Annotated in this window: 16 protein-coding genes; 5 read left to right on the top strand and 11 right to left on the bottom strand. The window is 45.9% G+C overall.

The window, feature by feature from the left end:
* Positions 1-210: 210 nt before the first annotated feature.
* Positions 211-1,362 carry a hypothetical protein gene (locus BMX44_RS07580; protein WP_218143930.1) on the top strand — a complete coding sequence of 384 codons (1,152 nt, stop codon included), beginning with the start codon at positions 211-213 and terminating at the stop codon, positions 1,360-1,362.
* A 114-nt stretch (positions 1,363-1,476) separates the two neighbouring features.
* On the opposite strand, the gene BMX44_RS07585 is transcribed toward BMX44_RS07580, so the two are convergent.
* The 4 genes from BMX44_RS07585 to BMX44_RS07600 all read right to left on the bottom strand — a co-directional run bounded on the left by BMX44_RS07585 (position 1,477) and on the right by BMX44_RS07600 (position 3,988).
* On the bottom strand, positions 1,477-1,686 hold the full coding sequence (locus BMX44_RS07585; protein ID WP_090630652.1) for a hypothetical protein: 210 nt from the start codon (positions 1,684-1,686) through the stop codon (positions 1,477-1,479).
* Positions 1,686-2,273 (bottom strand): hypothetical protein, encoded by a 588-nt coding sequence (locus BMX44_RS07590; protein WP_090630655.1) that lies wholly within the window; start codon positions 2,271-2,273, stop codon positions 1,686-1,688. The genes BMX44_RS07585 and BMX44_RS07590 overlap by 1 nt, the downstream gene beginning before the upstream one ends.
* A 293-nt stretch (positions 2,274-2,566) precedes the next feature.
* Positions 2,567-3,472: a lipase family protein gene (locus BMX44_RS07595; RefSeq protein ID WP_218143931.1), complete on the bottom strand. Its 906-nt coding sequence runs from the start codon at positions 3,470-3,472 to the stop codon at positions 2,567-2,569.
* A gap of 144 nt (positions 3,473-3,616) precedes the next feature.
* A complete protein-coding gene (locus tag BMX44_RS07600; protein ID WP_090630658.1) occupies positions 3,617-3,988 on the bottom strand; it encodes a thiol-disulfide oxidoreductase DCC family protein in 372 nt (123 codons plus the stop codon).
* A gap of 255 nt (positions 3,989-4,243) precedes the next feature.
* Between BMX44_RS07600 and BMX44_RS07605 the strand changes: the two genes are divergently transcribed.
* Positions 4,244-5,233 (top strand): mechanosensitive ion channel family protein, encoded by a 990-nt coding sequence (locus tag BMX44_RS07605; protein ID WP_090630661.1) that lies wholly within the window; start codon positions 4,244-4,246, stop codon positions 5,231-5,233.
* Between the two features lie 939 nt (positions 5,234-6,172).
* Here BMX44_RS07605 and BMX44_RS07610 read toward each other — a convergent pair.
* From BMX44_RS07610 to BMX44_RS07620, 3 genes are all read right to left on the bottom strand, one after another.
* Positions 6,173-6,862 carry a PRC-barrel domain-containing protein gene (locus BMX44_RS07610; RefSeq protein ID WP_090630664.1) on the bottom strand — a complete coding sequence of 230 codons (690 nt, stop codon included), beginning with the start codon at positions 6,860-6,862 and terminating at the stop codon, positions 6,173-6,175.
* Between the two features lie 233 nt (positions 6,863-7,095).
* Entirely contained in the window at positions 7,096-7,761 is a 666-nt protein-coding gene (locus BMX44_RS07615; protein ID WP_090630666.1) for an FAD-binding oxidoreductase, read from the bottom strand.
* A 355-nt stretch (positions 7,762-8,116) separates the two neighbouring features.
* Entirely contained in the window at positions 8,117-8,338 is a 222-nt protein-coding gene (locus BMX44_RS07620) for a hypothetical protein (protein ID WP_090630668.1), read from the bottom strand.
* 1,079 nt (positions 8,339-9,417) lie between these two features.
* Between BMX44_RS07620 and BMX44_RS07625 the strand changes: the two genes are divergently transcribed.
* Entirely contained in the window at positions 9,418-10,035 is a 618-nt protein-coding gene (locus BMX44_RS07625; RefSeq protein ID WP_090630671.1) for a DUF4126 domain-containing protein, read from the top strand.
* Between the two features lie 27 nt (positions 10,036-10,062).
* Here the strand turns inward: BMX44_RS07625 and BMX44_RS07630 are convergent, their stop codons facing one another.
* Positions 10,063-10,350, bottom strand: a complete 288-nt coding sequence (locus tag BMX44_RS07630) for a DUF2845 domain-containing protein (protein ID WP_143056905.1) — start codon at positions 10,348-10,350, stop codon at positions 10,063-10,065.
* Positions 10,351-10,482: 132 nt separating this feature from the next.
* Between BMX44_RS07630 and BMX44_RS07635 the strand changes: the two genes are divergently transcribed.
* Both BMX44_RS07635 and BMX44_RS07640 read left to right on the top strand, forming a co-directional pair.
* Complete coding sequence (locus BMX44_RS07635) at positions 10,483-12,720, top strand: Tex family protein (RefSeq protein WP_090630806.1); 2,238 nt, start codon at positions 10,483-10,485, stop codon at positions 12,718-12,720.
* 228 nt (positions 12,721-12,948) lie between these two features.
* Positions 12,949-13,368, top strand: a complete 420-nt coding sequence (locus BMX44_RS07640) for a DUF2141 domain-containing protein (RefSeq protein ID WP_245738864.1) — start codon at positions 12,949-12,951, stop codon at positions 13,366-13,368.
* 74 nt (positions 13,369-13,442) lie between these two features.
* On the opposite strand, the gene BMX44_RS07645 is transcribed toward BMX44_RS07640, so the two are convergent.
* From BMX44_RS07645 to BMX44_RS07655, 3 genes are all read right to left on the bottom strand, one after another.
* Positions 13,443-15,233 carry an AAA family ATPase gene (locus BMX44_RS07645; protein ID WP_090630680.1) on the bottom strand — a complete coding sequence of 597 codons (1,791 nt, stop codon included), beginning with the start codon at positions 15,231-15,233 and terminating at the stop codon, positions 13,443-13,445.
* 83 nt (positions 15,234-15,316) lie between these two features.
* Positions 15,317-17,272: a DNA repair helicase YoaA gene (gene yoaA, locus BMX44_RS07650; RefSeq protein WP_090630683.1), complete on the bottom strand. Its 1,956-nt coding sequence runs from the start codon at positions 17,270-17,272 to the stop codon at positions 15,317-15,319.
* An 88-nt stretch (positions 17,273-17,360) separates the two neighbouring features.
* Positions 17,361-20,039, bottom strand: a complete 2,679-nt coding sequence (locus BMX44_RS07655; RefSeq protein ID WP_090630686.1) for a bifunctional acetate--CoA ligase family protein/GNAT family N-acetyltransferase — start codon at positions 20,037-20,039, stop codon at positions 17,361-17,363.
* Positions 20,040-20,200 lie beyond the last annotated feature (161 nt).

Raw genomic sequence — 20,200 nt, forward strand, 5'->3', positions numbered from 1 at the left:
GATCTCTGTCATTGAGTCATGAAAATGATTGAAAATTGAAAGTATAAATGCAGTTTGTGCAGCTATTTATTAACGCGTTTCAGCATCTGTGCAAACGTGATATTTGTTCAATTATTCTTTTCGGTCACTTTCGTTATAACAGCAGTAACCAATTGATTGTAATTTTATTATGCTAACATTCTACTGTGATGATTGATCGATGACCAGATGATGAACGAAAAAAAGTGGTGGCTGATTTCAGCGGTGATATCTGTTGCACTGTTGATGCTTTTATCTTATCAGTGGATCAGAATGAACACGTATGAAGTTGCCCGAACGGAACTGGTCAATGAAACCATGACGAATGCTTATTTACAAAAAAACTGGGAAGGCGTACATCGAGAATATGGTTACGCCTCTCAGCCCACGCTAAAGATCAAAACCGGTGTTTATATTCAATCACTGAAATTTTCCAATGCATCCGATGTCGAGCTATCCGGATATATCTGGCAACGGTATCAGGATGGCGTTCACGATGCAATCAAACCCTCTCAGTCCGAAGCCGGTTTCGTTTTACCGGAGCAAGTCAACTCCGGAGATACTGTTGCACCACAGGAGGCATACCGGTTGCGCGCCAGCGGCGAAGAAGTAATCGGCTGGTATTTCGAGTCCATAATCCGACAACCATTTGAATACAGGCTTTATCCTTTTGACCACAAAACTGTCTGGCTACGAATGTGGCATTATGATTTTTCAAAAAACATCGTGCTGGTACCGGATTTTGACGCCTATCAGTCAACAGCGCCAGGCAACGTCTTCGGCATCGAAAAAAATATTGTCTTGGGTACCTGGAATCGTGAAAGCACGTATTTTGATTACAAACATTCCAGTTATGACACTGACTTTGGCATCGCAAATTATATCGGGCAAAAGAACTTTCCCGAATTGCATTTCAACATTGTGGTGAAGCGCAAATTCGAGAATGCGTTTATTATTTATCTGTTGCCGATTGTACTTGTCGCTACGCTGCTTTTCGCCGCCCTGTTGACGGTCAGCAAGCAACCCGAGCTGATCAATAAACACGGCTTTAACACATCAGGTTTCATTGGCGCCTGCTCTGCGTTGTTTTTTGTAGTGATGCTTGCACACATCCAACTCAGAGAACAGTTCTCGGGCTCCGGAATCGTGTACATGGAGTATTTCTATATACTTATGTATGTCTTTCTTGTAGCTGCAGTTGTGAACACTTACATATTTTCAATGGGTATCGCCAGATGGTTAACTTTCATTCATTTTCGCGACAATCTGATACCCAAGCTGGCGTACTGGCCGTCAACCCTGACAGCCATTATTCTTATTACCGAAGTAAATATTATGAATTAATTGCTTCATCCTGAACAAAACTGCCGGGTATCTTTCAAGCTGATGCCAGTGCTGGTATTCCTGATAAAACCATTACATAATCATGTGCAGAATTTGCTGGATACAAGCTATGTGTTAAGTTGTCAGACCAATAATCCCTTGGTAAATTGCCTTGATTTTGAGATCTGTATACGCATCCAGGTTTGTATCCACGGTACCACCCGATGGATGAATCTTGATCAGTTTACGGCCACTGTAGGTTGCTTCGAAATGTGCATAGCCGGCTGTCGGGACCATTGTAGCCTCGTACGCGTTTAAATCCGGACTAAAGTCTTCCTGATTCATCAAGGCCTGCACGGCGACCGCGTGGAAATCGAGCATCTTGGATTTTGAGGCAAAAAATAGTCGATCTTATTCACCTCGGACGATACCGCGGGTCCGCCGCCGTGCTGTTGCCTTAATCGTCCGCTATCGGCACCTTGCACAAAGTATAAGGTTGGCAGTCTACCTTCAGCCTTTGTCAGAAACTTGAGATTGGCGGCACTGAACAAAGCCGGCACGTCTTTATCCTTACTCTTCGCCACCTGGATTGCATTCAACAGACTTTGTTTCGCAGACAGGTTCCGTGCTTCATTGGTTGTAAAATCATGCACGGTTTCTGACCAGTCCCAGTTTGCTATGATAATTTTTTCCGCCTTGTCAGCGGATTCGGCTAACAACTGTGCAGTATCTATATCCGCGCCGTCCAGCTTGATGACTCTTTGTGCCACAGTAGCAGGGAAAACAGGACTGGGTCGAATGCTGTCTGGCTTTGCCTGCCTGTACTGCGCAGTTATTCGCGGACTGTTCTGTATAGAGTGAATCTGTTTACGCTGCGCGACCATTTTGGGACTGTTATGGATGTCCGCAATCATTGTCCGCTGTGCAATCATTTCAGCGCTGTTTTACAGATTGCCTGCTGAATATTGGCGCCGGAGACTTGCATCCGCAGCAGCCCGCGAAAACGCCTCCCGGCGCTCCGGTGTTATTGAACGTGTTTTTTTCATGCCCCTCCTTTATCTTCGGGCCAAATCAGGCCCCACCTTGAAAACGCTACGAATACCAGCCACAAACATACAGCTTGGAATCAGGCACTATTTGGCTAGAAGCTGATACCTGATTCATCGTTTGTCCATGAACTACCCACGACGCCTACTGATACAGTTTATCCCAGAGGCCTGTCATCTCAATCTGCATGACGGTCCAGATAAACTTCACGCGCCGCAAAAGGCACCTGTTCGGCTTTGACAAGCTTGCTGTTTATGTTTTTCAGATAATTGGCAATCAAATGTTCCTTGATACTTTCATGATCGAGATTGTTCCAGAAACCTTCCACTTTTTTCGTATCAGCCTGATGTTGCTCAAGATAAATATATTCTTCACCTTTCAAAAGAATCACTTCGTCACCCATGTGTTCATAGCCGCCATGCAGCGCATTCACCAGTGTTACTGGCGGCAGTAGCGGAACAACATCATTTTCATCGACAATTCGTGTTAACGGAAGCGAATGGTACCGCGCTACACCCTGTTTATTGGTAAATTTTGGCTGGCCGAAATTGACCAGCCGCTGAACCTCGTAACCATCTTCATGCAGATATATCATCAATAAAGCGGCAATTGCCGCACCCAACGAATGGCCTGTCAGCCTCACTGCATGATCTTTTTTCAAAAAAGGCAGAATATCCTGGTAAATCTTGAATGTGTCCTCGTCAAACCCCTTATGGACATAAATGCCAAGCCTGTCATTTTTTGATTCGATGTATTCCACGTCTTCTATGATATTTTTAAGGTTGGCAGTTCCACGAATACTGATAATCTGAATATTGCGTGCCGTGTCAAACTCCAGAAAATACTGCACCTGAGTATCGCCAACCTGTGCGACACGCACTGTGTCGGGAAAGGCCGTTTTAATTTCCGCTTCCGAATCATAAGCTGCGCTCGCACGCACGGCGTACCATTTAACAGTATTGAAATCGATATTCTTCTCGACATCCGGTACTAGCGACACCACATCATTCTCTTGCATATTACAACCAGAACCAACGGATAAGATCAGTGCAACAACAGAAAGAACTGTTTGATGTACGCGCATGATTTAAGTCTCCTTATTTCAATAATATAGCGGAACTGCTTTGGTCAGCTGTTTCAGTCAGTCGATTTGTATGCTATCCGGAAATACACGATGAGATAAGCCTAACCACTGCAGGGAACAGGTACTTTCCAAGCTGGTTTCATATCACAAGCGCCCGCTCGATTGCATGCGCCGCTTGACCATCCAGCGATAAAGTGAAGACAGCACAGGTCGAATCACCGGCAATCCGATCAGCCAGGCCAGCGGTTTTAGTCGCGGGACTCGACGCATTAACAGAATATAGGCGTCCAGTTCTGAATGAACATGCTGGTTCTCATCACGCACATGCAACTCCGTTTTGGCTTTGTACGGATCAATACCCATGCTGCGTAACTGGTCATCTTGGCCGGTAATATCAAACCAGTCGACATCCGCACCTGTTTCACCGGCCATTTTTTCATAGTTTTCCCGGTCTTCGACACAACTTTGGCAGGCACCATCATAATAAACGGTGATTTTTTCCTTGGTCTGTTCCATTCTCAATACCCGGATACAACAACAGATCAATGCATTGTAGCTGAATAGTTATATTTATAGATGTTTGTATAGCACCTGAAATATATTTCATTATTTGTTCAATTTATTGAAGGTTTATTACCGAATTATTAACTGGTTATTATGACAAGCAGAATTTGTAGCCGTCACAATCACACAGTTATATAATCATGTCAGGCGAACACGTAACGTCCCGAACTTCACTTTTAAATATCCTAATTATTTACCGGATAACCAATGATTGTAACTGTCCAGAACACTGTGTTCGATACAAATAATTTTCTGAATCAATCAACTCATGAACCATCAGGCTCTGGCCAGGTTAATGCACCCGATTCTGTCACAGAAGTCGCGCAAACGCTACGAGAAACACTTTTAGATATTTGGAAAAATTTTCTGGAACATACGCCATATCTGCTTGCAGGTATTCTGGTGCTGATTCTGACATGGGTTATAGCCAATTTGTTCTCCAAACTTGGAAACCGGTTATTTAATTTTCAAAGGTTACGCAGATCGCTTAGAGACCTGATCATCCGGTTAATTATTATCTGTATCTGGATTGCTGGTTTACTAATGGCTGCGATGTTCTGGTTTCCCGGGTTAACACCGACAACCGCTTTGGGCGGTTTAGGTATCGTATCCATTGCAATTGGTTTTGCTTTTCAGGATATCTTTGAAAACTTTTTTGCGGGAATACTTTTACTGTGGCGTTTTCCATTTGAAAACGGGGATTTTATCGAATGTCAGGGTATAACCGGCAAGGTTGAAAACGTCAACATCCGTATGACGGAAATACGCCTAACATCAGGCGAACTGATACTTATACCAAATTCCACATTATTCAAAAATCCGGTTACCGTGCTTACAAACAAGCCATACAGGCGTGTTACGATAATTACTGGAGTGGCTTATGGTGAAAATGTGTCCAAAGCCGTTCAAGTCATCGAACAAGCAGTCAAAAAATGCCATACCGTGGCATTATCAGAACCGGTAGAGATTTTTCCGCAAGCATTCGGCGCCAGTAGCATTGATATAGAAGTAGCCTGGTGGACTGAAAACAAACCGGTTGATATCCGTCGTTCACGCGGCGAAATTATTACCGCTATCAAAACAGCGCTTGACGATGCTAGTATTGAGATTCCCTTTCCCTACCGTACGCTTACATTTAAAGAACCGTTGACTGTCCACACGAACGATAAGACTAAACAGGATATTTCCGATTTGTAACCAGGACAATTTCTTCGAAACAGCACAATTTATGATGAAGTGAATAAATAAAAAACATTGATAATAAAGCAGGTACTATTAAGAAACACCATCTCCCTAACTGCATGATTGTCTTTCATTGGTGTGTTAAAAGCATAGACGTAACACAAAAAAGATTTCGAGCAACTTTACCGGTCGTCTGCGAGAGTGATAAGGGCAGAACAGAGCCCACATGAATTTGGCCAAATAGAAATGAGATAGCGCTGTACGCTTAGCTTGATGAACATCTTGGGTACATCAAGCACAATCAAATGCAATCTGACAATCGGCGCAATGGTTTTTCCAGCAGAACCTATCGCTGAAATGCCTATTTCTGGTTGAAGGTACTGACAAAGCTTCAAATCATAAGACCGATGATATGTTACATGTCTGCGTCGGTGGCCTGAAAGGCCAACTGACACTTTTACCGCAGCTTTCCCCGACACGCAACAAACTCAGTTGTGTATGGCGCACATGGTACGTAACTCGGTTAACTTTTGTGTGGCGGAAGGATTGCAAAACTGTCAGTGCCGACTAAAAGCACATCTGTCAGACCGTACCGAAGAAGAAGTCTCGCTGGTGCTGAATCAATGTGCTCCACGATGAAACGAAAAATACCTGAAGATCAGCCGGTCATAGCACACACATTGGGATGACATTTATTCGCTTCTTAAATATCGCGAGAATACTCACTATGCCATTTATACTTCCAATGCTATGAATCACCCAAAAAATTTTCATACAGCGATCAGAAAATATAAATCGTTTCCAATCAACGATTCAGAAGCTTCCTGAAAACTGGTCGATGCCGATAAAAAACAGGAAAGTTGCTTTGAACCGTTTAATGATCAAATACGAAGACCGGCTGGTGGGTTCTGTATAATAACCAGACAGTTAGACAGGCCAAGCTACAGGTCCGGTTTAATATTGAAATACAGGCGCCTTTTCCAGAGCCTCATCTGTCACGTTCAGGATTACTTTTTTCTCTTTTTCATTAACAGTCAACACATGATAAGGCGCCGCGACTAGTTTGTCACTAATTCCAGCCACACCGCTGGTTCGAATAATCGCATATACAACTTCATGGCTATTATTAAAAATAAAATCCTGAATAACGCCCAGCATATTATCATTTTTCCCGAACACATCTAGACCGGTCATTGTACTCGCAAGTACTGTGTCAACGTACTTAGTAGCATTCGCATCTCCCGGTTTGAACTCTGGCTCCTGTTGCAATGCTGGTAACGACACATTCAGAGCAAACACTCTTTCCGAGTCAGTAGGCTCCTTAATAATACGCTGCTGACCAAATGGTACAGCAACCTGTTTATCGATTTCCACACCGAACACACCGCCCAAATAGACTACTGCATATGCTACTGCGTTATTCTTATCGAGTAATAAATCATTGACTTTTCCAATTTTTTTCTTTTCCTCATCAACAACTTCGATTCCGGTTATTTGTTTGACACTCATATCGCGATCAGAAACATAGTCTGCTGCGCCCAATTTAATCTCCGAACCGGCAAAAGTGTTCGACGATACAACATACATCAGTAATGCCAATCCAACTACTATATTCAATCTGTTATAAAAGAAATTACGAATCATATCTAACTCCTTGTTTATAATGATTGCTGATTAAACTTATGTATTTGAACAATCGATACCCAGACTTCTGAAAAATCTCAAAAGGGCAAGAATTTGGCAGTATTAAAAGTTCAACATTTAAAGCAAGTGTTGATAAAACACCATGCACCGCGCTGTAACCCAAGTGTCAAAAAGACTTATCTTCAAGTCTGCAGAAACTTAACAGCCTGTTGATCGTTATTTGATTGTTGCTATCATTCCTCAAAAACCAATGCATCGGGTTTTGCACCAAGCGATTTCAAGGCATCTGTAATTGATTCCATAAAACCACCAGGACCGCACAGATAAAAATGCTGTTTAAAATTACTGATGTGTTCTTTCAGAAAATCCTTGTCGATTATTGAGTTATCATAACCAGGAACACTTTGCTCGGTACAAGTCAACAAACAACGGTTACCCAACAGAAAACGAAATTCTTTTTCCAAAATGATATCCGCTGGTGTTTTATTAGAAAAAATCAGAGTCTGCCCACTCAATTCATCTTTTTGTGCCAAGTGCCGCAAAATAGCAATGAAAGGCGTGATACCTGCACCACCTGCAATAAACACACCCGGACCTTGATACTGAATGGTACCGAACGGTTTGCTGATTTTCAGCGAAGCGTCGGCTTTTAGCTTATGGAGCATTTGGGTTACACCTTGATGATCCGGATACTGTTTGATGATAAATTCAAGTACTCCGTCTTCAACTAACGATGTTGGGGTAAATGGTCTGGCTTCATCTCTCCACTGATCGTTATCAATGGCAATTTCCACTGCCTGACCCGGTGTAAAGTTAAATCCCTCCGGTTTATCCAGAATAAAACGCTTTACATCATGGGTCACAAACTCAGTCATAAGTAGCCGTGCAGAAAATTCCATGAATATCGTTTCCCTCTTTAATCAATCATTCGGATATCAACTCGACATACAGTCAATACCAATAGACCCTCATCTCACAGCACATCATCTATCCATAACAAACTTGATGAACAGCAAACTTACAAACACCATCTGAACCAGATGCCAGAGGCTGCCTATTCATCAAAACTGTTGAAAAAGGTTTTCACAGTCAATGCTGCATAACGTTTGAAAGTAACAAAACACATAGGCAAATCAGAGTAAACTCCACTGATGCCGTATACTACTGATTACAATTGCCTGTAAAACAGAGTATGAGATAAACAGGCTGTGCCTTATTTACTTCCGGAAATAAGGCACAGAAAACTGATAAATATCAATATCCTCCTTTGATTTCATCAACCTGATCATCAATAGCCTCTCCTGCTGCTTCTGCATTATCTTCAGCTTCATCTACAGCATCGTCAACAGCCTCCATACTCTTTTCTACACTTTCATCAATCTTTTCGCCCGCTTTCTCGGCAGGTCCTTGCTCTGCACAACCTGTAACAAAAATTAATGTAAAAATTAATGCAGACAATACATGATTTCTATACATAAAATGTCTCCTGTAAGTTAAGAAGCTGCAGTAAACTGAGAAAAGATCCGGAATTTATGAATTTCTATTATTCAGAAACCCCGATTATTTTTATCGCCTAATGAACAAATAGAATCGTAAATAAGTGTAAATAATTTGGGTGAGATTAACAACACCAGTATGCCGGAATAAAAATACAGTGTTGAACGAATAAAAAATTGGTCAGCATGTCAAGCAATTCTCAACAACTGAACGTACTTACCAGATACCAGACTATTTTATTTGTATATCACTCAATAAAACGTACCGTCATTGATCACAGGAATTGTCGTGTGGCAAATTGTCTCGTTTCAAGATATTGCTTTTTTTATTTTAAATTGCAGAAATCTCTATTTTCAGTCACAACTGCCCTGTTAACAGTCGAATATGAAGACTTGATTCAGCAAGAATCGTTACAATAAAGTATCCAACGACACGCAGTCTACTGTTAATAATCAATTACTAGAAAACTCGATACATTTCGTAACAATTCTTGCATCTGGTGTACGACATGAATTTGAGTCACTGCTCAGTCGCCATTATTCTACAAAAGCATTTCGTCCAGCAAATCGATAATCGCAGTCTGACAACAAGCCAATTGCACTTCTGTCCGACCGCATCATTATGCGGCAAACGATCAATACCGCTTCTGAAACAAACTGATTTCCACCGCTCGTCACCGCTGATCTCTTGCTGTCGATCTTAGCATGGACTGATTTTCGTACTATGAAAAATGTCATCAAGCTGCATGTTGACCTGAATCTCCAGGAATAGATCGAACAAAACCTTTAAATCAACGATCACCGGAATCAGCAGAAATAAAGCCATATCGCAGACCTGGATTGCCTGCTGTGTCTATTCACTGACAACAGAATGAATCGTTTTTGTTTGATGATGACTTGAACTCAGAAGCCATCAGTCAATGTACTTTGCCAGATCCATTCAAACAATCAACACATGGAGTTGATCGCTACAGCTGGTATTAATTATTACATACTGTATTCCGGTCATAACAAAGTACAATTCACTTTAGTGTCTAGTTGCTCGTCAGACAAAATAATATGGAAAATCATGAAGCTTTATTGACAACGCTCGCGTTACTGATGGGCACCACCTGGGCCAGCGGCATCAATCTATACGCCGTGTTACTCGTAATGGGTCTGGGTGGTTCATCGGGATATATCGATTTGCCCGCTGAATTGTCGATACTTGAAGACCCGCTGATTATCGGCGCTGCCGGCGTAATGTATTTTATCGAGTTTTTTGCAGACAAGATACCTGGTATAGATTCAGCATGGGATGCGATTCACACTTTTGTCCGGATACCTGCCGGTGCTATGCTGGCTGCAGGCACGATAGGTGATGTATCACCCGCAATGGAAATAGCCGCCGGTATACTGGGTGGCGGTATTGCCGCGGCCACTCATACAGCCAAAGCGAGCACACGTTTGATGATTAACACCTCACCCGAACCGGTTTCGAACTGGTCAGCATCTGTTTTGGAAGACCTTTTAGTATTAGGTGGTTTATGGGCAGCACTTAATCATCCGACTGTATTTCTGATTTTTTTTGTGGCCTTCACCATACTGCTGGCATTTCTGCTGCCGAAGTTATGGCGTATGTCCAGAGCCTCTTTCATCAGAACCATGAGTATGCTGGGATTGATAAAGAAGCAATAGCGATGCGGTTGTCTTTTTATCTATCCGTTAACGCCGCGACACGGTCTGAATACTGATCAGCCGATATCCCTCGAACGTCAAAACCCGCGGAAAACTCGCGGCACCAGCATCGTAATACCATTCCTCCGTACGGCGTTCAATAGCGCTTGATATCACCTCGATATAATCCGGTTCTCCACATTTTTTCAACACGTCAAGCTTGGTATTACCCGGCACGATGAGATTCGACCCACAGCGCATTGATTCACCCGCCTGCAACGGCAGAACCGGCAGCAGCACCATCAACAACATCAACAATGCAAACACCTTTTTCATGTAAGTTTCCGCCTTTATCGGTAAAATTATTGTATAGTCTGCTTCGCAGCATACGCCTGACAATGCTTTTTGCAAACCAGAAAAACACTGCTGCTATCCTGTATCGTCCATACTGTTGTCCGAATTAAAATAATGCCTCCAACTACCGAATCATTTTCAACGCAGCGTATCGAACAGCGCCTGACAAAAGAAATTGCAATCAATCAGTCACGTATCCGATCGACTATTCAGCTGCTTGATGATGGTGCCACAATCCCGTTTATCGCCCGTTATCGCAAGGAAATAACCGGCGGTCTGGATGCCGATCAGTTGCGCCTGCTGGAAACAAGGCTCAATGCCTTGCGCGAGCTTGAAAAAAGGCGCGAAGCAATTATCGCGGCGATCGAAAAACAAAACAAAATGACGCCCGTGTTGCGCAATGCACTCATGGACGCAGACAATTCGGCAATACTTGAAGACCTGTATCTGCCTTACCGGAAAAAACGCCGCACCAAAGCACAAATGGCGCACGAAGCCGGCCTGGAACCACTGGCGAATCGACTGTTGCGCCATCCGGAATTACAACCCCATACTGAGGCTAGACAGTTTTTGAGAAAACCGTTCTCAACAGAGGCAGGTGATCATCCGGGGATTGCTGACACTAGTCAGGCGCTGGAGGGTGCGCAACAGATTCTGATGGAACGCTTTGCCGAACATGCACCCTTGTTGCAACAGTTACGTGAATATCTGCACCGTCATGCGGTTCTGACAGCCAGAGTGGCCAGGGCACAGCAAACCGTAGATACCAGATTCACCGATTATCATCAATACGCTGAAGCAATCGGCAAAATTCCATCCCACCGCGTGCTGGCTTTATTGCGCGGGGCACGGGAATCAGTTTTGAAATTAAAGTTGTGCCTTGATTCCGATCTGGAACAAACAACAGGCAACAGCACACTGAATCCATGCGAATCCATGATTGCACGCCAATTCAAAATCGACGATCGCAAACGCCCTGCAGATGCCTGGCTGATCGATACCGTGCGTACAAGCTGGCGCAATAAAATTTTTAATCAGCTGGAATCAGTGTTGCTGAATCAACTACAGCAACAGGCTGAAACCTCGGCCATCCAGGTATTTGTACAAAATCTTAAAGCCCTGTTGCTGGCGCCGCCGGCCGGTCCGCATATCACCATCGGCCTGGATCCCGGATTACGGACAGGTGTCAAAACGGCCGTCGTTGATGCTACCGGAAAAGTCCTGGCAACCGAGACGATTTATCCGCACCCGCCACATAATCAACGAGACAAATCGGTTGAAACGCTAAAAAAACTGATCGAACAGTATCGTGTCTCACTGATCGCCATCGGTAATGGCACCGCCTCAAGAGAAACTGATCAGTTAGTCAAGCAATTGATCAAACAATACCCGCAGTTGAAACTGAAATCAATCATGGTATCCGAGGCCGGTGCCTCGGTATACTCGGCTTCCCCACTGGCATCTGAGGAATTGGCAGAAATGGATGTATCGCTGCGTGGCGCGGTTTCGATTGCACGGCGTTTGCAGGACCCGTTGTCCGAACTTGTGAAAATCGACCCAAAATCCATTGGCGTCGGTCAATATCAGCATGATGTAAATCAGAAACAGTTGGCCCAGACGCTGGATGCGGTCGTTGAAGACTGCGTGAATGCCGTTGGCGTGGACGTGAATACAGCCTCTCCCGCCCTGTTGCGCTATGTCGCCGGACTGAACAGTCGTATTGCGGACAATATCATTGATTACCGCAACGGTACCGGCATATTCCAGCAGCGTGGCGAGTTGCTAAACGTCCCCGGTCTCGGTGAAAAGACCTACGAGCAGGCTGCCGGGTTTCTGCGTATTCACAACGGCCAGAACCCACTTGATGCATCAGCCGTACACCCGGAATCGTACCCACTTGTGGAAAAAATACTGGCAGATCTCAAACTGGATATTACTGCGTTAGCCGGCAATCATTCAGCGCTGACGTCAGTTCGCCCGGAACATTATACGAACACACAATTTGGCTTGCCGACCGTAAAAGACATATTGCAGGAACTTGAAAAACCGGGACGAGACCCGCGGGCGACATTTACCACGGCCACGTTCAAAGACGGTGTTGAAACGATCAGGGATCTGTACGCCGGAATGGTGCTTGAAGGCGTTGTCACCAATGTTACGGCATTTGGTGCGTTTGTTGATATTGGCGTCCATCAGGACGGACTCGTTCATATTTCCAGACTCGCTGATTCTTATGTCAAGGATCCACACACAATTGTCAAAGCCGGCCAGGTTGTCAAAGTCGCTGTGATAGATATCGATGAAAAGCGTAAACGAATTACACTGTCAATGAAAGCGATGGACAGACACTAGAATAGGGCCTATTCAACGAATTCCGGCAACTATTGAAACATTCACTATTTTCGCTCTATATTTTATTATGTTATTTTTGAAGTTGTTTTATATTGTCTATTCGGGAGACACATAATTACGAAAATGAAACACAATCAACAAAAAAGCACAGTACTTTCCTTTTTAAAAGGATCCGCGCTGTTTCTGGCTTGCGCAACTTGCATACAATATGCGCAACCTGCAGCGGCTATGGAAAAGCTGAACATTCGTCCTTATGAAACACCGGACCAGTGCGACACGACCATCGCCCAGGTCAGGGTAACTGTAAATGGTGTCGGTTCAGGCGGTATTCTCAGCGTTGAACTGTATCATGACCCGGATTATTTTTTGTACAAAAAAGGACGCACAAAACGCGTTCGGATTCCGGCATCCGAAGGCCAGCACAGGGTCTGTATGGATCTTGAGAAACAGGGCACCTACGCCGTCGCTGCGTACCACGATGTTGACGGCAACCGTAAACTCAACAAAAAATGGAATATGATGCCCAAAGAACCATTCGGGCTGTCAAATAATCCGGAACCACATTTTGGTTTTCCAGAATTCAGTGAATCGGCGTTCACTACCGACGAATCCGGTGCTGATATTACTATTGATCTTCGACAGCCCTGAATTGACCAAAATCAGCCGTTTTTTTCCGGATTCAAGTCTGTGTCCAACTGCCCAACAGGCTCATTCCAATTCAGTCATTGCTGATGCACCACCAGTTGATTAAATGGTATCGTCCATTGTTGCTGGTTGCAGACATCCACTGCAAACCGTTGCAAATCGCGTTTGATCATATAGTAATCGGGCGCCGCCGCACCATCAAAGGTGCCGATAATTTTAAAGTCCAGCGAAGATGAATTCGCTTGCTCGAAATATACCGAAATGTCCCTGATGGTTTGACCGTAGCCTTCATGCTGCATTCTGTTCAGAATGCCTTCTTGAAATATTTTGGGAATATCCGTCGTACTTTCTTGCTGATATTGGTAGTCTATACCCATTGTGCTGGTAATAATGAATCCTGAAGATAGGTTCTTCGGGCATGCGCTCAAAAAATCATGGATTGAATAGAACTGGGGCATTGAACCATTGCCGAGTGCCAGCACCACATGTTCAGGGGTTAAAGAACTGACCTTGAGACATCTGCCATCCGCAAGCAAAACAAAATCGCCCTGCTTGCAGGGAAACCAGGTTTCGTCATCCGTATGCGGGCGCGATACATAGTTATTTAATTCCGATAACGGCAGTCTTAATTTGAAACCCGGCATGGCCGGGTTTTCCAGCCTGCTGAAAAAATTCAACCGTTCGATTCTCATCGGAACGCCATTATATAGAATACGCTCCCCTTCTCTTACCGGCCCCGCGTCAAGTATGGTTTGCAGTTCTTTGATGTAACGGGGTACAGAATTTTTAAGTGCCCAGACAACGATAACCAGCAGTAACACTGTTACAGCGACCAGCACCTGATCGTCACGCATGTCCAGCACGATAAAAACGGTCACGATCGAGAGCAATACGGTAATTCCGCGGAAAATAAGATTGGCAATGCGCTGTACATAGGACATTCTGCCATTCTGTTTACGTATAATCAGCAATAAAATACCTTTCCATAACAGTGACAGGATTAAAAACACCGACAGAGACGCCAGTAACGCCATCAAAATAGTAGTGCCTCGCCCCAATACAAACTGTTTCAGCTGATCGCCGAACGATACGGCCTCTTCCTGCTCCAGCAGGCGTATGCCGTCCAGCTGGATATTTGCGGCATCCAACTGGTGTCTGCTGTCCTCCAGCAGGTTCTCCCATTTTTTTTTGACCCGCAGGTATCTGTCCAGCGCACTGTCTTCCAGCCCATCCTGGTTTATACGCGCCATTTTCTTCAGTGCTTTAGTGCTATCGTCAATCTGGGACTGATAAAAGGCGATTTTATTCTGAAGTTCGAGTATCTTGCGTTTACCCTCCGTATACTCGTGCAACTCATTCATGATCGGCTGCAGAATCTCGAGCAGATTTTTTTGCCAATCAAACGTTTTATCGTCCGAATCTTCGATTTTGGCCAGATCAAGTCCACCGGTCTGAATCAATTCAAATGTATTTTCCTGTTCTTTGATTAATCGGTTGATCTCATCGATTTCATTCAGAATTGTTGTTTTTTCCGTTTCGGTATTGGCTCTGGTCAATAACCTGGATTTGGCTTCAAGCTCTTTTTCTAATGCACTTATCGCATCAATGATCGCATTGAGTTTGCTGAAAACTGATTCATCTGTAGGCAAATTCTCGGTTGTCGATGATTCAATCGACGGTTTTCTCTCCGGCAAAGGATATCCGCCTGTCCTATCCTGAATCACTTCGTCATTACCGGTCTGTGGCTGGACACTGGTTTCCGCTTTGCAAGCCTGAACCGTATAAAAGGCGCCGCAAAGTGATGTCAGCAGCAAAACAAGAATTGATCTGCTGATAGAAAAGGTGGTTGTATCAGTAGCATTTTTCATAAGAATCGTTCATGTATTCAATTCATTGACAGCGACTGCATCAGTCGTCACTTGAATTTACGGTGCGGTTCGCTGTTAGCCGTTCAATGCGCAGGCGAATGTGAATTTTGCTGGAAAAAAAGTTCCACATCGACTAATTGCCGCGTTCGCTTCATCGGTGGAAGACTCTTCCAGATTTTCCGTCCATAGGGTTTTGTTGTCAATCTCGGATCACAGATCATTAATACCCCGCAATCCGATTCATCACGAATCAGGCGGCCGGCACCCTGTTTCAGGCTGATCACGGCACGGGGTAGCTGATAATCCATAAATGCATTGCCGCCTTGACTGTTAATTTTATCAATTCGGGCTGACAGCACAGGATCGTCCGGCGGCGCAAAAGGCAGTTTATCGATAATCACCAGCGATAGCGCCGCGCCGCGTACGTCGATGCCCTCCCAGAATGAATGACTGCCGATTAATACCGCATTGCCAAGTTCGCTGAAACGTTTCAGCATGCCTGATCGTGACGCTTCTCCCTGCAGCAGCAGCGGATAATCGATTTGTTCTGATTCGAAAGCAACAGTCAGTTGTGCATGAACCTGCTGCATGGCACGCAAACTGGTACACAGAAAAAAAGCCCGGCCACGGCTGGCCTTCAATACAGGCATTGCCGCCCTGACAATATGGCCAATATAGTCCTTATGAGGGGGTTCTGGTATGGTTGCCGGCACATACATCAGCGCCTGTTCAGGGAAGTTAAACGGACTGTCCCAGCTCACTGATCTGGCGTCCCCCAGTCCCATTTCACCAAGATAGTGATCGAAATTTTTGTTCACGGACAACGTTGCCGAGGTAAATATCCAGGCACGTGGCGTTGCCGCCAGTTGACGGCCAAAAATTTCGGCGATCGACAGTGGCGTCGAATTAAGTTGCATTACTCTGCTGTAAACTTCCACCCAGCGCACATTTTCCGCAGTTTCTGCATCGTCACGCCAGCGTTTGATAAGACTGATATGCTCATCTGCGCGCCGCCAGCAGTTTTCCAGACCTTCGGAACGCTCCGCCTGCTCTTCCAGTATGCCGCCCAATGCCACAAGTTTTTCCTGCAGCGTATTCAGCGCAGCCGTGAAAGCTGGTTTTTTTTTCATGACCGGCAGTGAAAAACGAACATGATCTTCAGTAACTGTCAAACGCAAATCCCTGGCGGCTTTTTCCAACGCAGCGATAGCGTCCGGTAGGATTAAGCAGTCCCGCGCCGCCTGCAGCGCTTCCGCTTTTGTGTCGTGCGCAAGATCGAGTAACTGTCCGGTGCTGATTGATTCACCGAAAAAAAGACTCGCCGTTTCCGGCAGCTGATGTGCTTCATCGAAAATTACTGAATTGCAGGCCGGCAACAATTCGGTCAGGCCTTCGTCACGCAGCATGACATCCGCAAAAAACAAATGGTGATTCACCACCACAATATCTGCCGCAAGCGCTTTTTTTCGGGCCTCCATCAGAAAACAGTTTTTATAATGCGGACACTCCGCGCCAAGACAGTTCTCGCGTGTAGCTGTCACATGGTGCCAGACGGATGCGTCTTCCGGCACCGTAGCCAACCCGCTTTTATCACCATTACTGCTCTTTTGTGCCGCGTAGCGCTCAATCTGCTGCAGATATTTAACTTCACTACGGTTGACAAAGGCCAGATGTTCGTCATGCAGTGTTCTCTCAAGATGATAACGACAGACATAATTGGCACGGCCCTTGAGCAACGCCACGCTCACCGGCACATTCAGCGCAGCGCGCACACCGGGAATGTCCCGGTTGAACAATTGGTCCTGCAGTGTTTTGGTGCCTGTTGAAATAATGACTTTTCCACCCGCAAGCAAAGCAGGTACAAGGTAGGCAAATGTCTTTCCAGTACCCGTACCAGCCTCAGCGATCAACACACCATTGTTTTCCATGGTTTCAGCAATTGCTTCAGCCATTTCAAGCTGCTGACTGCGCTCGCGGTAACCCGGTATCTGTGCGGACAACAGACCGTCCGACGCAAAAATCGATTTAAGATCGAGCATAAAAAATTACACTACTATTTACTTGCCGCTATTATACGCAGCAAGCCGCCGGCGGGTAAAACCCGCAAGGCGTGGTAACAGCCGTTCGCTACAGTCGCCTGGTAACGACAACAATACTCCTGTCCTGCGGATGCCATGTCTTGACAAATCCAAGCGCAAGCACCAAATTGAGCATATCCACGTTATCCGCAAGCACTTCGCCCTGCATATACTGTAATCCACGCGCCGCCGCCACCTGTATCAGCGCGTTCATCAGGTGTGTACCGATTCCTTTATGTTGCCATCGGTCATCGACGACCAGCGCAAACTCGCAGGTTTCGCCATCGGGATTAGCGGTATATCGCGCCACACCAGTTTCAATCTCTTCTCCCGCTTGTTCAACCACAGCGATAAACGCCATTTCCCGGTCATAATCAATTTGCGTAAACCGCACCAGCATTTCCGGCGTCAACGTTTGCAGTGTCTGCATAAAACGGAAATATTTCGCACGAGGCGATAGCCTGCGCACGAAATCCTGCTCTATCTTGGCATCTTCCGGTCTTATCGGCCGAATAACAATGTCGGTACCGTCGGCCAGTTGCCACTTGGTTTTAAGCTCGCTGGGATACGGATAAATCGCCATATGCTCGTACTGACTCAGCAGTTTGGTTTCGCTATCGATCACGATACGCGCATCAAGCACAGTAGCACCGGCATCATCAATTAACAGCGGATTGATGTCGAGCTCTTTCAGACAGGGCAATTCGCATACCATATTCGACACGCAGCGCAGAACATGCTCAAGCGCATCCAGATTCGCAGCAGGATAATCGCGGTATTCTTCCAGCAGCTCCGACACCCTAGTTTGCCGGATAAGCGCACGCGCGATAAAACTATTCAACGGTGGCAATGCGACTGCACGATCGCGCAGCACCTCAACTGCCGTACCCCCGAGGCCAAAAGATATCACGGGACCAAATACAGGATCGCGCACAACGCCGATGATGATCTCGCGCCCATGTGGCTTGCTGATCATTTTCTCAACCGTAACACCATCAATACAAATGTCAGACCTGACAGCTTTCACGCCTGCGATTAAATCGGTATAAGCATGCCGAATGCTGTAGGCATCGATGACATTAAGCCGCACACCATGCACGTCGGATTTGTGGATTATATCGGGCGATTGAATCTTAAGAGCAACCGGAAAGCCGATGGATTCGGCCGCAACCAGTGCTTCATTCGCCGAACGCGCCAGAATCGCTGTATTGACAGGCATGCCAAAAGCCGTCAGCAACGCCTGAGACTCAAGCAGATTCATCAATGTGCGGTGTTTGCTTAGTACTCCATCGGCTATCAGGCGCGCGCCTTCAGTGTCCGCTTTGACACGGCTAGATAAAGGCCCGGGCACCTGCATCAGTAGTTGCTGGTTTTTATGGTAATTATTCAAATAGGCAAACGCTTCAACGGACGCTTCAGGCGTTTGAAAATCGGGCAATTGATATCGGGCAAACAACTCACGGGCGTATTTAACCTGTGTTTCACCCATCCAGCACGCGAGTAAAGGTTTGTGTGCATTTCTCTTCAATTCAACCAGCAGTCGGGCTACTGCTTCGGGTTTGGTCATTGCCTGTGGTGTCAGCATCGTTAACACGCCATCAACGTTCTCATCGAGCAAACAGGCTTGCACCGCAGTCTGATAGCGCTCCGGCGGCGCATCCCCTAAAACATCCACCGGGTTACCATGCGACCATTGTCCGGGAAGCGCCTCATTCAGCTTGTTAATTGTATCTTCACTCAAAGTCGCGACACTTATACCCAGATCGACGGCGCGATCAGTTGCCATCACGCCTGGCCCCCCGCCGTTGGTAACAATAGCAAGACGGTTATTTTTTACTCGCTGATGCGTTGCCAATAACTGCGCTGCAGCAAAAAGCTGCTCGATCGTCATCACCCGCACCGCGCCGGTTCGTTGCAGTGCTGCGTCAAATACATCATCCTCGCCTACCATGGCGCCTGTATGGGACACAACAGCACGCGAACCCTCCTTGTGGCGTCCTACTTTTACGACGACAACCGGTTTAAAACGTGCCGCCACACGCAAGCCGCTGATAAAACGCCGTGCTTGATGAATACCTTCAACATACAAAAGTATACTGCGCGTTTTCGGATCCAGCGCAAGATAATCCAGAATATCGCCAAAATCAATATCTGCCGCGCCGCCTAATGAAACCACCGCAGAGAAACCGATGTGACGCGCATCCGCCCAGTCCAGTATCGCCGTGCACAACGCACCGGATTGTGACACCAGCGCCAGCGACCCGGCTTGTGCCATGCTGTTACTGAAAGTGGCGTTGAGTCTGCGTTCAGGCCGCATTATGCCAAGACAATTCGGGCCAAGTATGCGCATTCGATACTGTCCGGCCTGTTGTAACACCTGCTGTTGGAGATGCGCACCTTCTCCCTTTCCTTCTCCAAACCCTGCAGAAACAACTACTGCCGCCCGCACACCGTGTTCACCGCATTGCCGAACGATTTCGGGCACTGTCCGGGCAGGGGTGGTGATTACTGCCAGATCGATTTTCTCATGGATCTGTTCGATGCTCGCGTAACATGTTTCATCACCCAGTCGTTCGTATTTTGGATTAATCGCGTAGACAGCGCCAGAAAAATCCGCATGCAACAGATTTTCGTACAAACGCGTACCTACAGCCTCGCTGCGCTGGCTCGCTCCGAACACGGCAACAGCAGCGGGTGCAAACAACGGATCCAAGAAGTGCCGGCTCATATGTCCTCTCTTGGCCTATTTGCCTATCAACAAACAAGTACCATTATAAAGACTCAGCCTGTTATCGTTTCCGGCTTTTTACGCACCAGACTCTGGAAACTTGCAGTAAAGGAGCAGTCTGGACTGGTTTGGACTGTAAATTACTGATTATAGACACGGGA

The sequence above is a fragment of the Nitrosomonas marina genome (assembly GCF_900110145.1).
GTDB lineage: Bacteria > Pseudomonadota > Gammaproteobacteria > Burkholderiales > Nitrosomonadaceae > Nitrosomonas > Nitrosomonas marina.

Bases quoted from the DNA above. Each gene is read 5' to 3' on its own strand.
- BMX44_RS07580 (WP_218143930.1), top strand. From the start codon at position 211: ATGAACGAAAAAAAGTGGTGGCTGATTTCAGCGGTGATATCTGTTGCA.
- BMX44_RS07585 (WP_090630652.1), bottom strand. From the start codon at position 1,686: ATGAATCAGGAAGACTTTAGTCCGGATTTAAACGCGTACGAGGCTACA.
- BMX44_RS07590 (WP_090630655.1), bottom strand. From the start codon at position 2,273: ATGATTGCACAGCGGACAATGATTGCGGACATCCATAACAGTCCCAAA.
- BMX44_RS07595 (WP_218143931.1), bottom strand. From the start codon at position 3,472: ATGCGCGTACATCAAACAGTTCTTTCTGTTGTTGCACTGATCTTATCC.
- BMX44_RS07600 (WP_090630658.1), bottom strand. From the start codon at position 3,988: ATGGAACAGACCAAGGAAAAAATCACCGTTTATTATGATGGTGCCTGC.
- BMX44_RS07605 (WP_090630661.1), top strand. From the start codon at position 4,244: ATGATTGTAACTGTCCAGAACACTGTGTTCGATACAAATAATTTTCTG.
- BMX44_RS07610 (WP_090630664.1), bottom strand. From the start codon at position 6,862: ATGATTCGTAATTTCTTTTATAACAGATTGAATATAGTAGTTGGATTG.
- BMX44_RS07615 (WP_090630666.1), bottom strand. From the start codon at position 7,761: ATGGAATTTTCTGCACGGCTACTTATGACTGAGTTTGTGACCCATGAT.
- BMX44_RS07620 (WP_090630668.1), bottom strand. From the start codon at position 8,338: ATGTATAGAAATCATGTATTGTCTGCATTAATTTTTACATTAATTTTT.
- BMX44_RS07625 (WP_090630671.1), top strand. From the start codon at position 9,418: ATGGAAAATCATGAAGCTTTATTGACAACGCTCGCGTTACTGATGGGC.
- BMX44_RS07630 (WP_143056905.1), bottom strand. From the start codon at position 10,350: ATGAAAAAGGTGTTTGCATTGTTGATGTTGTTGATGGTGCTGCTGCCG.
- BMX44_RS07635 (WP_090630806.1), top strand. From the start codon at position 10,483: ATGCCTCCAACTACCGAATCATTTTCAACGCAGCGTATCGAACAGCGC.
- BMX44_RS07640 (WP_245738864.1), top strand. From the start codon at position 12,949: ATGGAAAAGCTGAACATTCGTCCTTATGAAACACCGGACCAGTGCGAC.
- BMX44_RS07645 (WP_090630680.1), bottom strand. From the start codon at position 15,233: ATGAAAAATGCTACTGATACAACCACCTTTTCTATCAGCAGATCAATT.
- yoaA (WP_090630683.1), bottom strand. From the start codon at position 17,272: ATGCTCGATCTTAAATCGATTTTTGCGTCGGACGGTCTGTTGTCCGCA.
- BMX44_RS07655 (WP_090630686.1), bottom strand. From the start codon at position 20,039: ATGAGCCGGCACTTCTTGGATCCGTTGTTTGCACCCGCTGCTGTTGCC.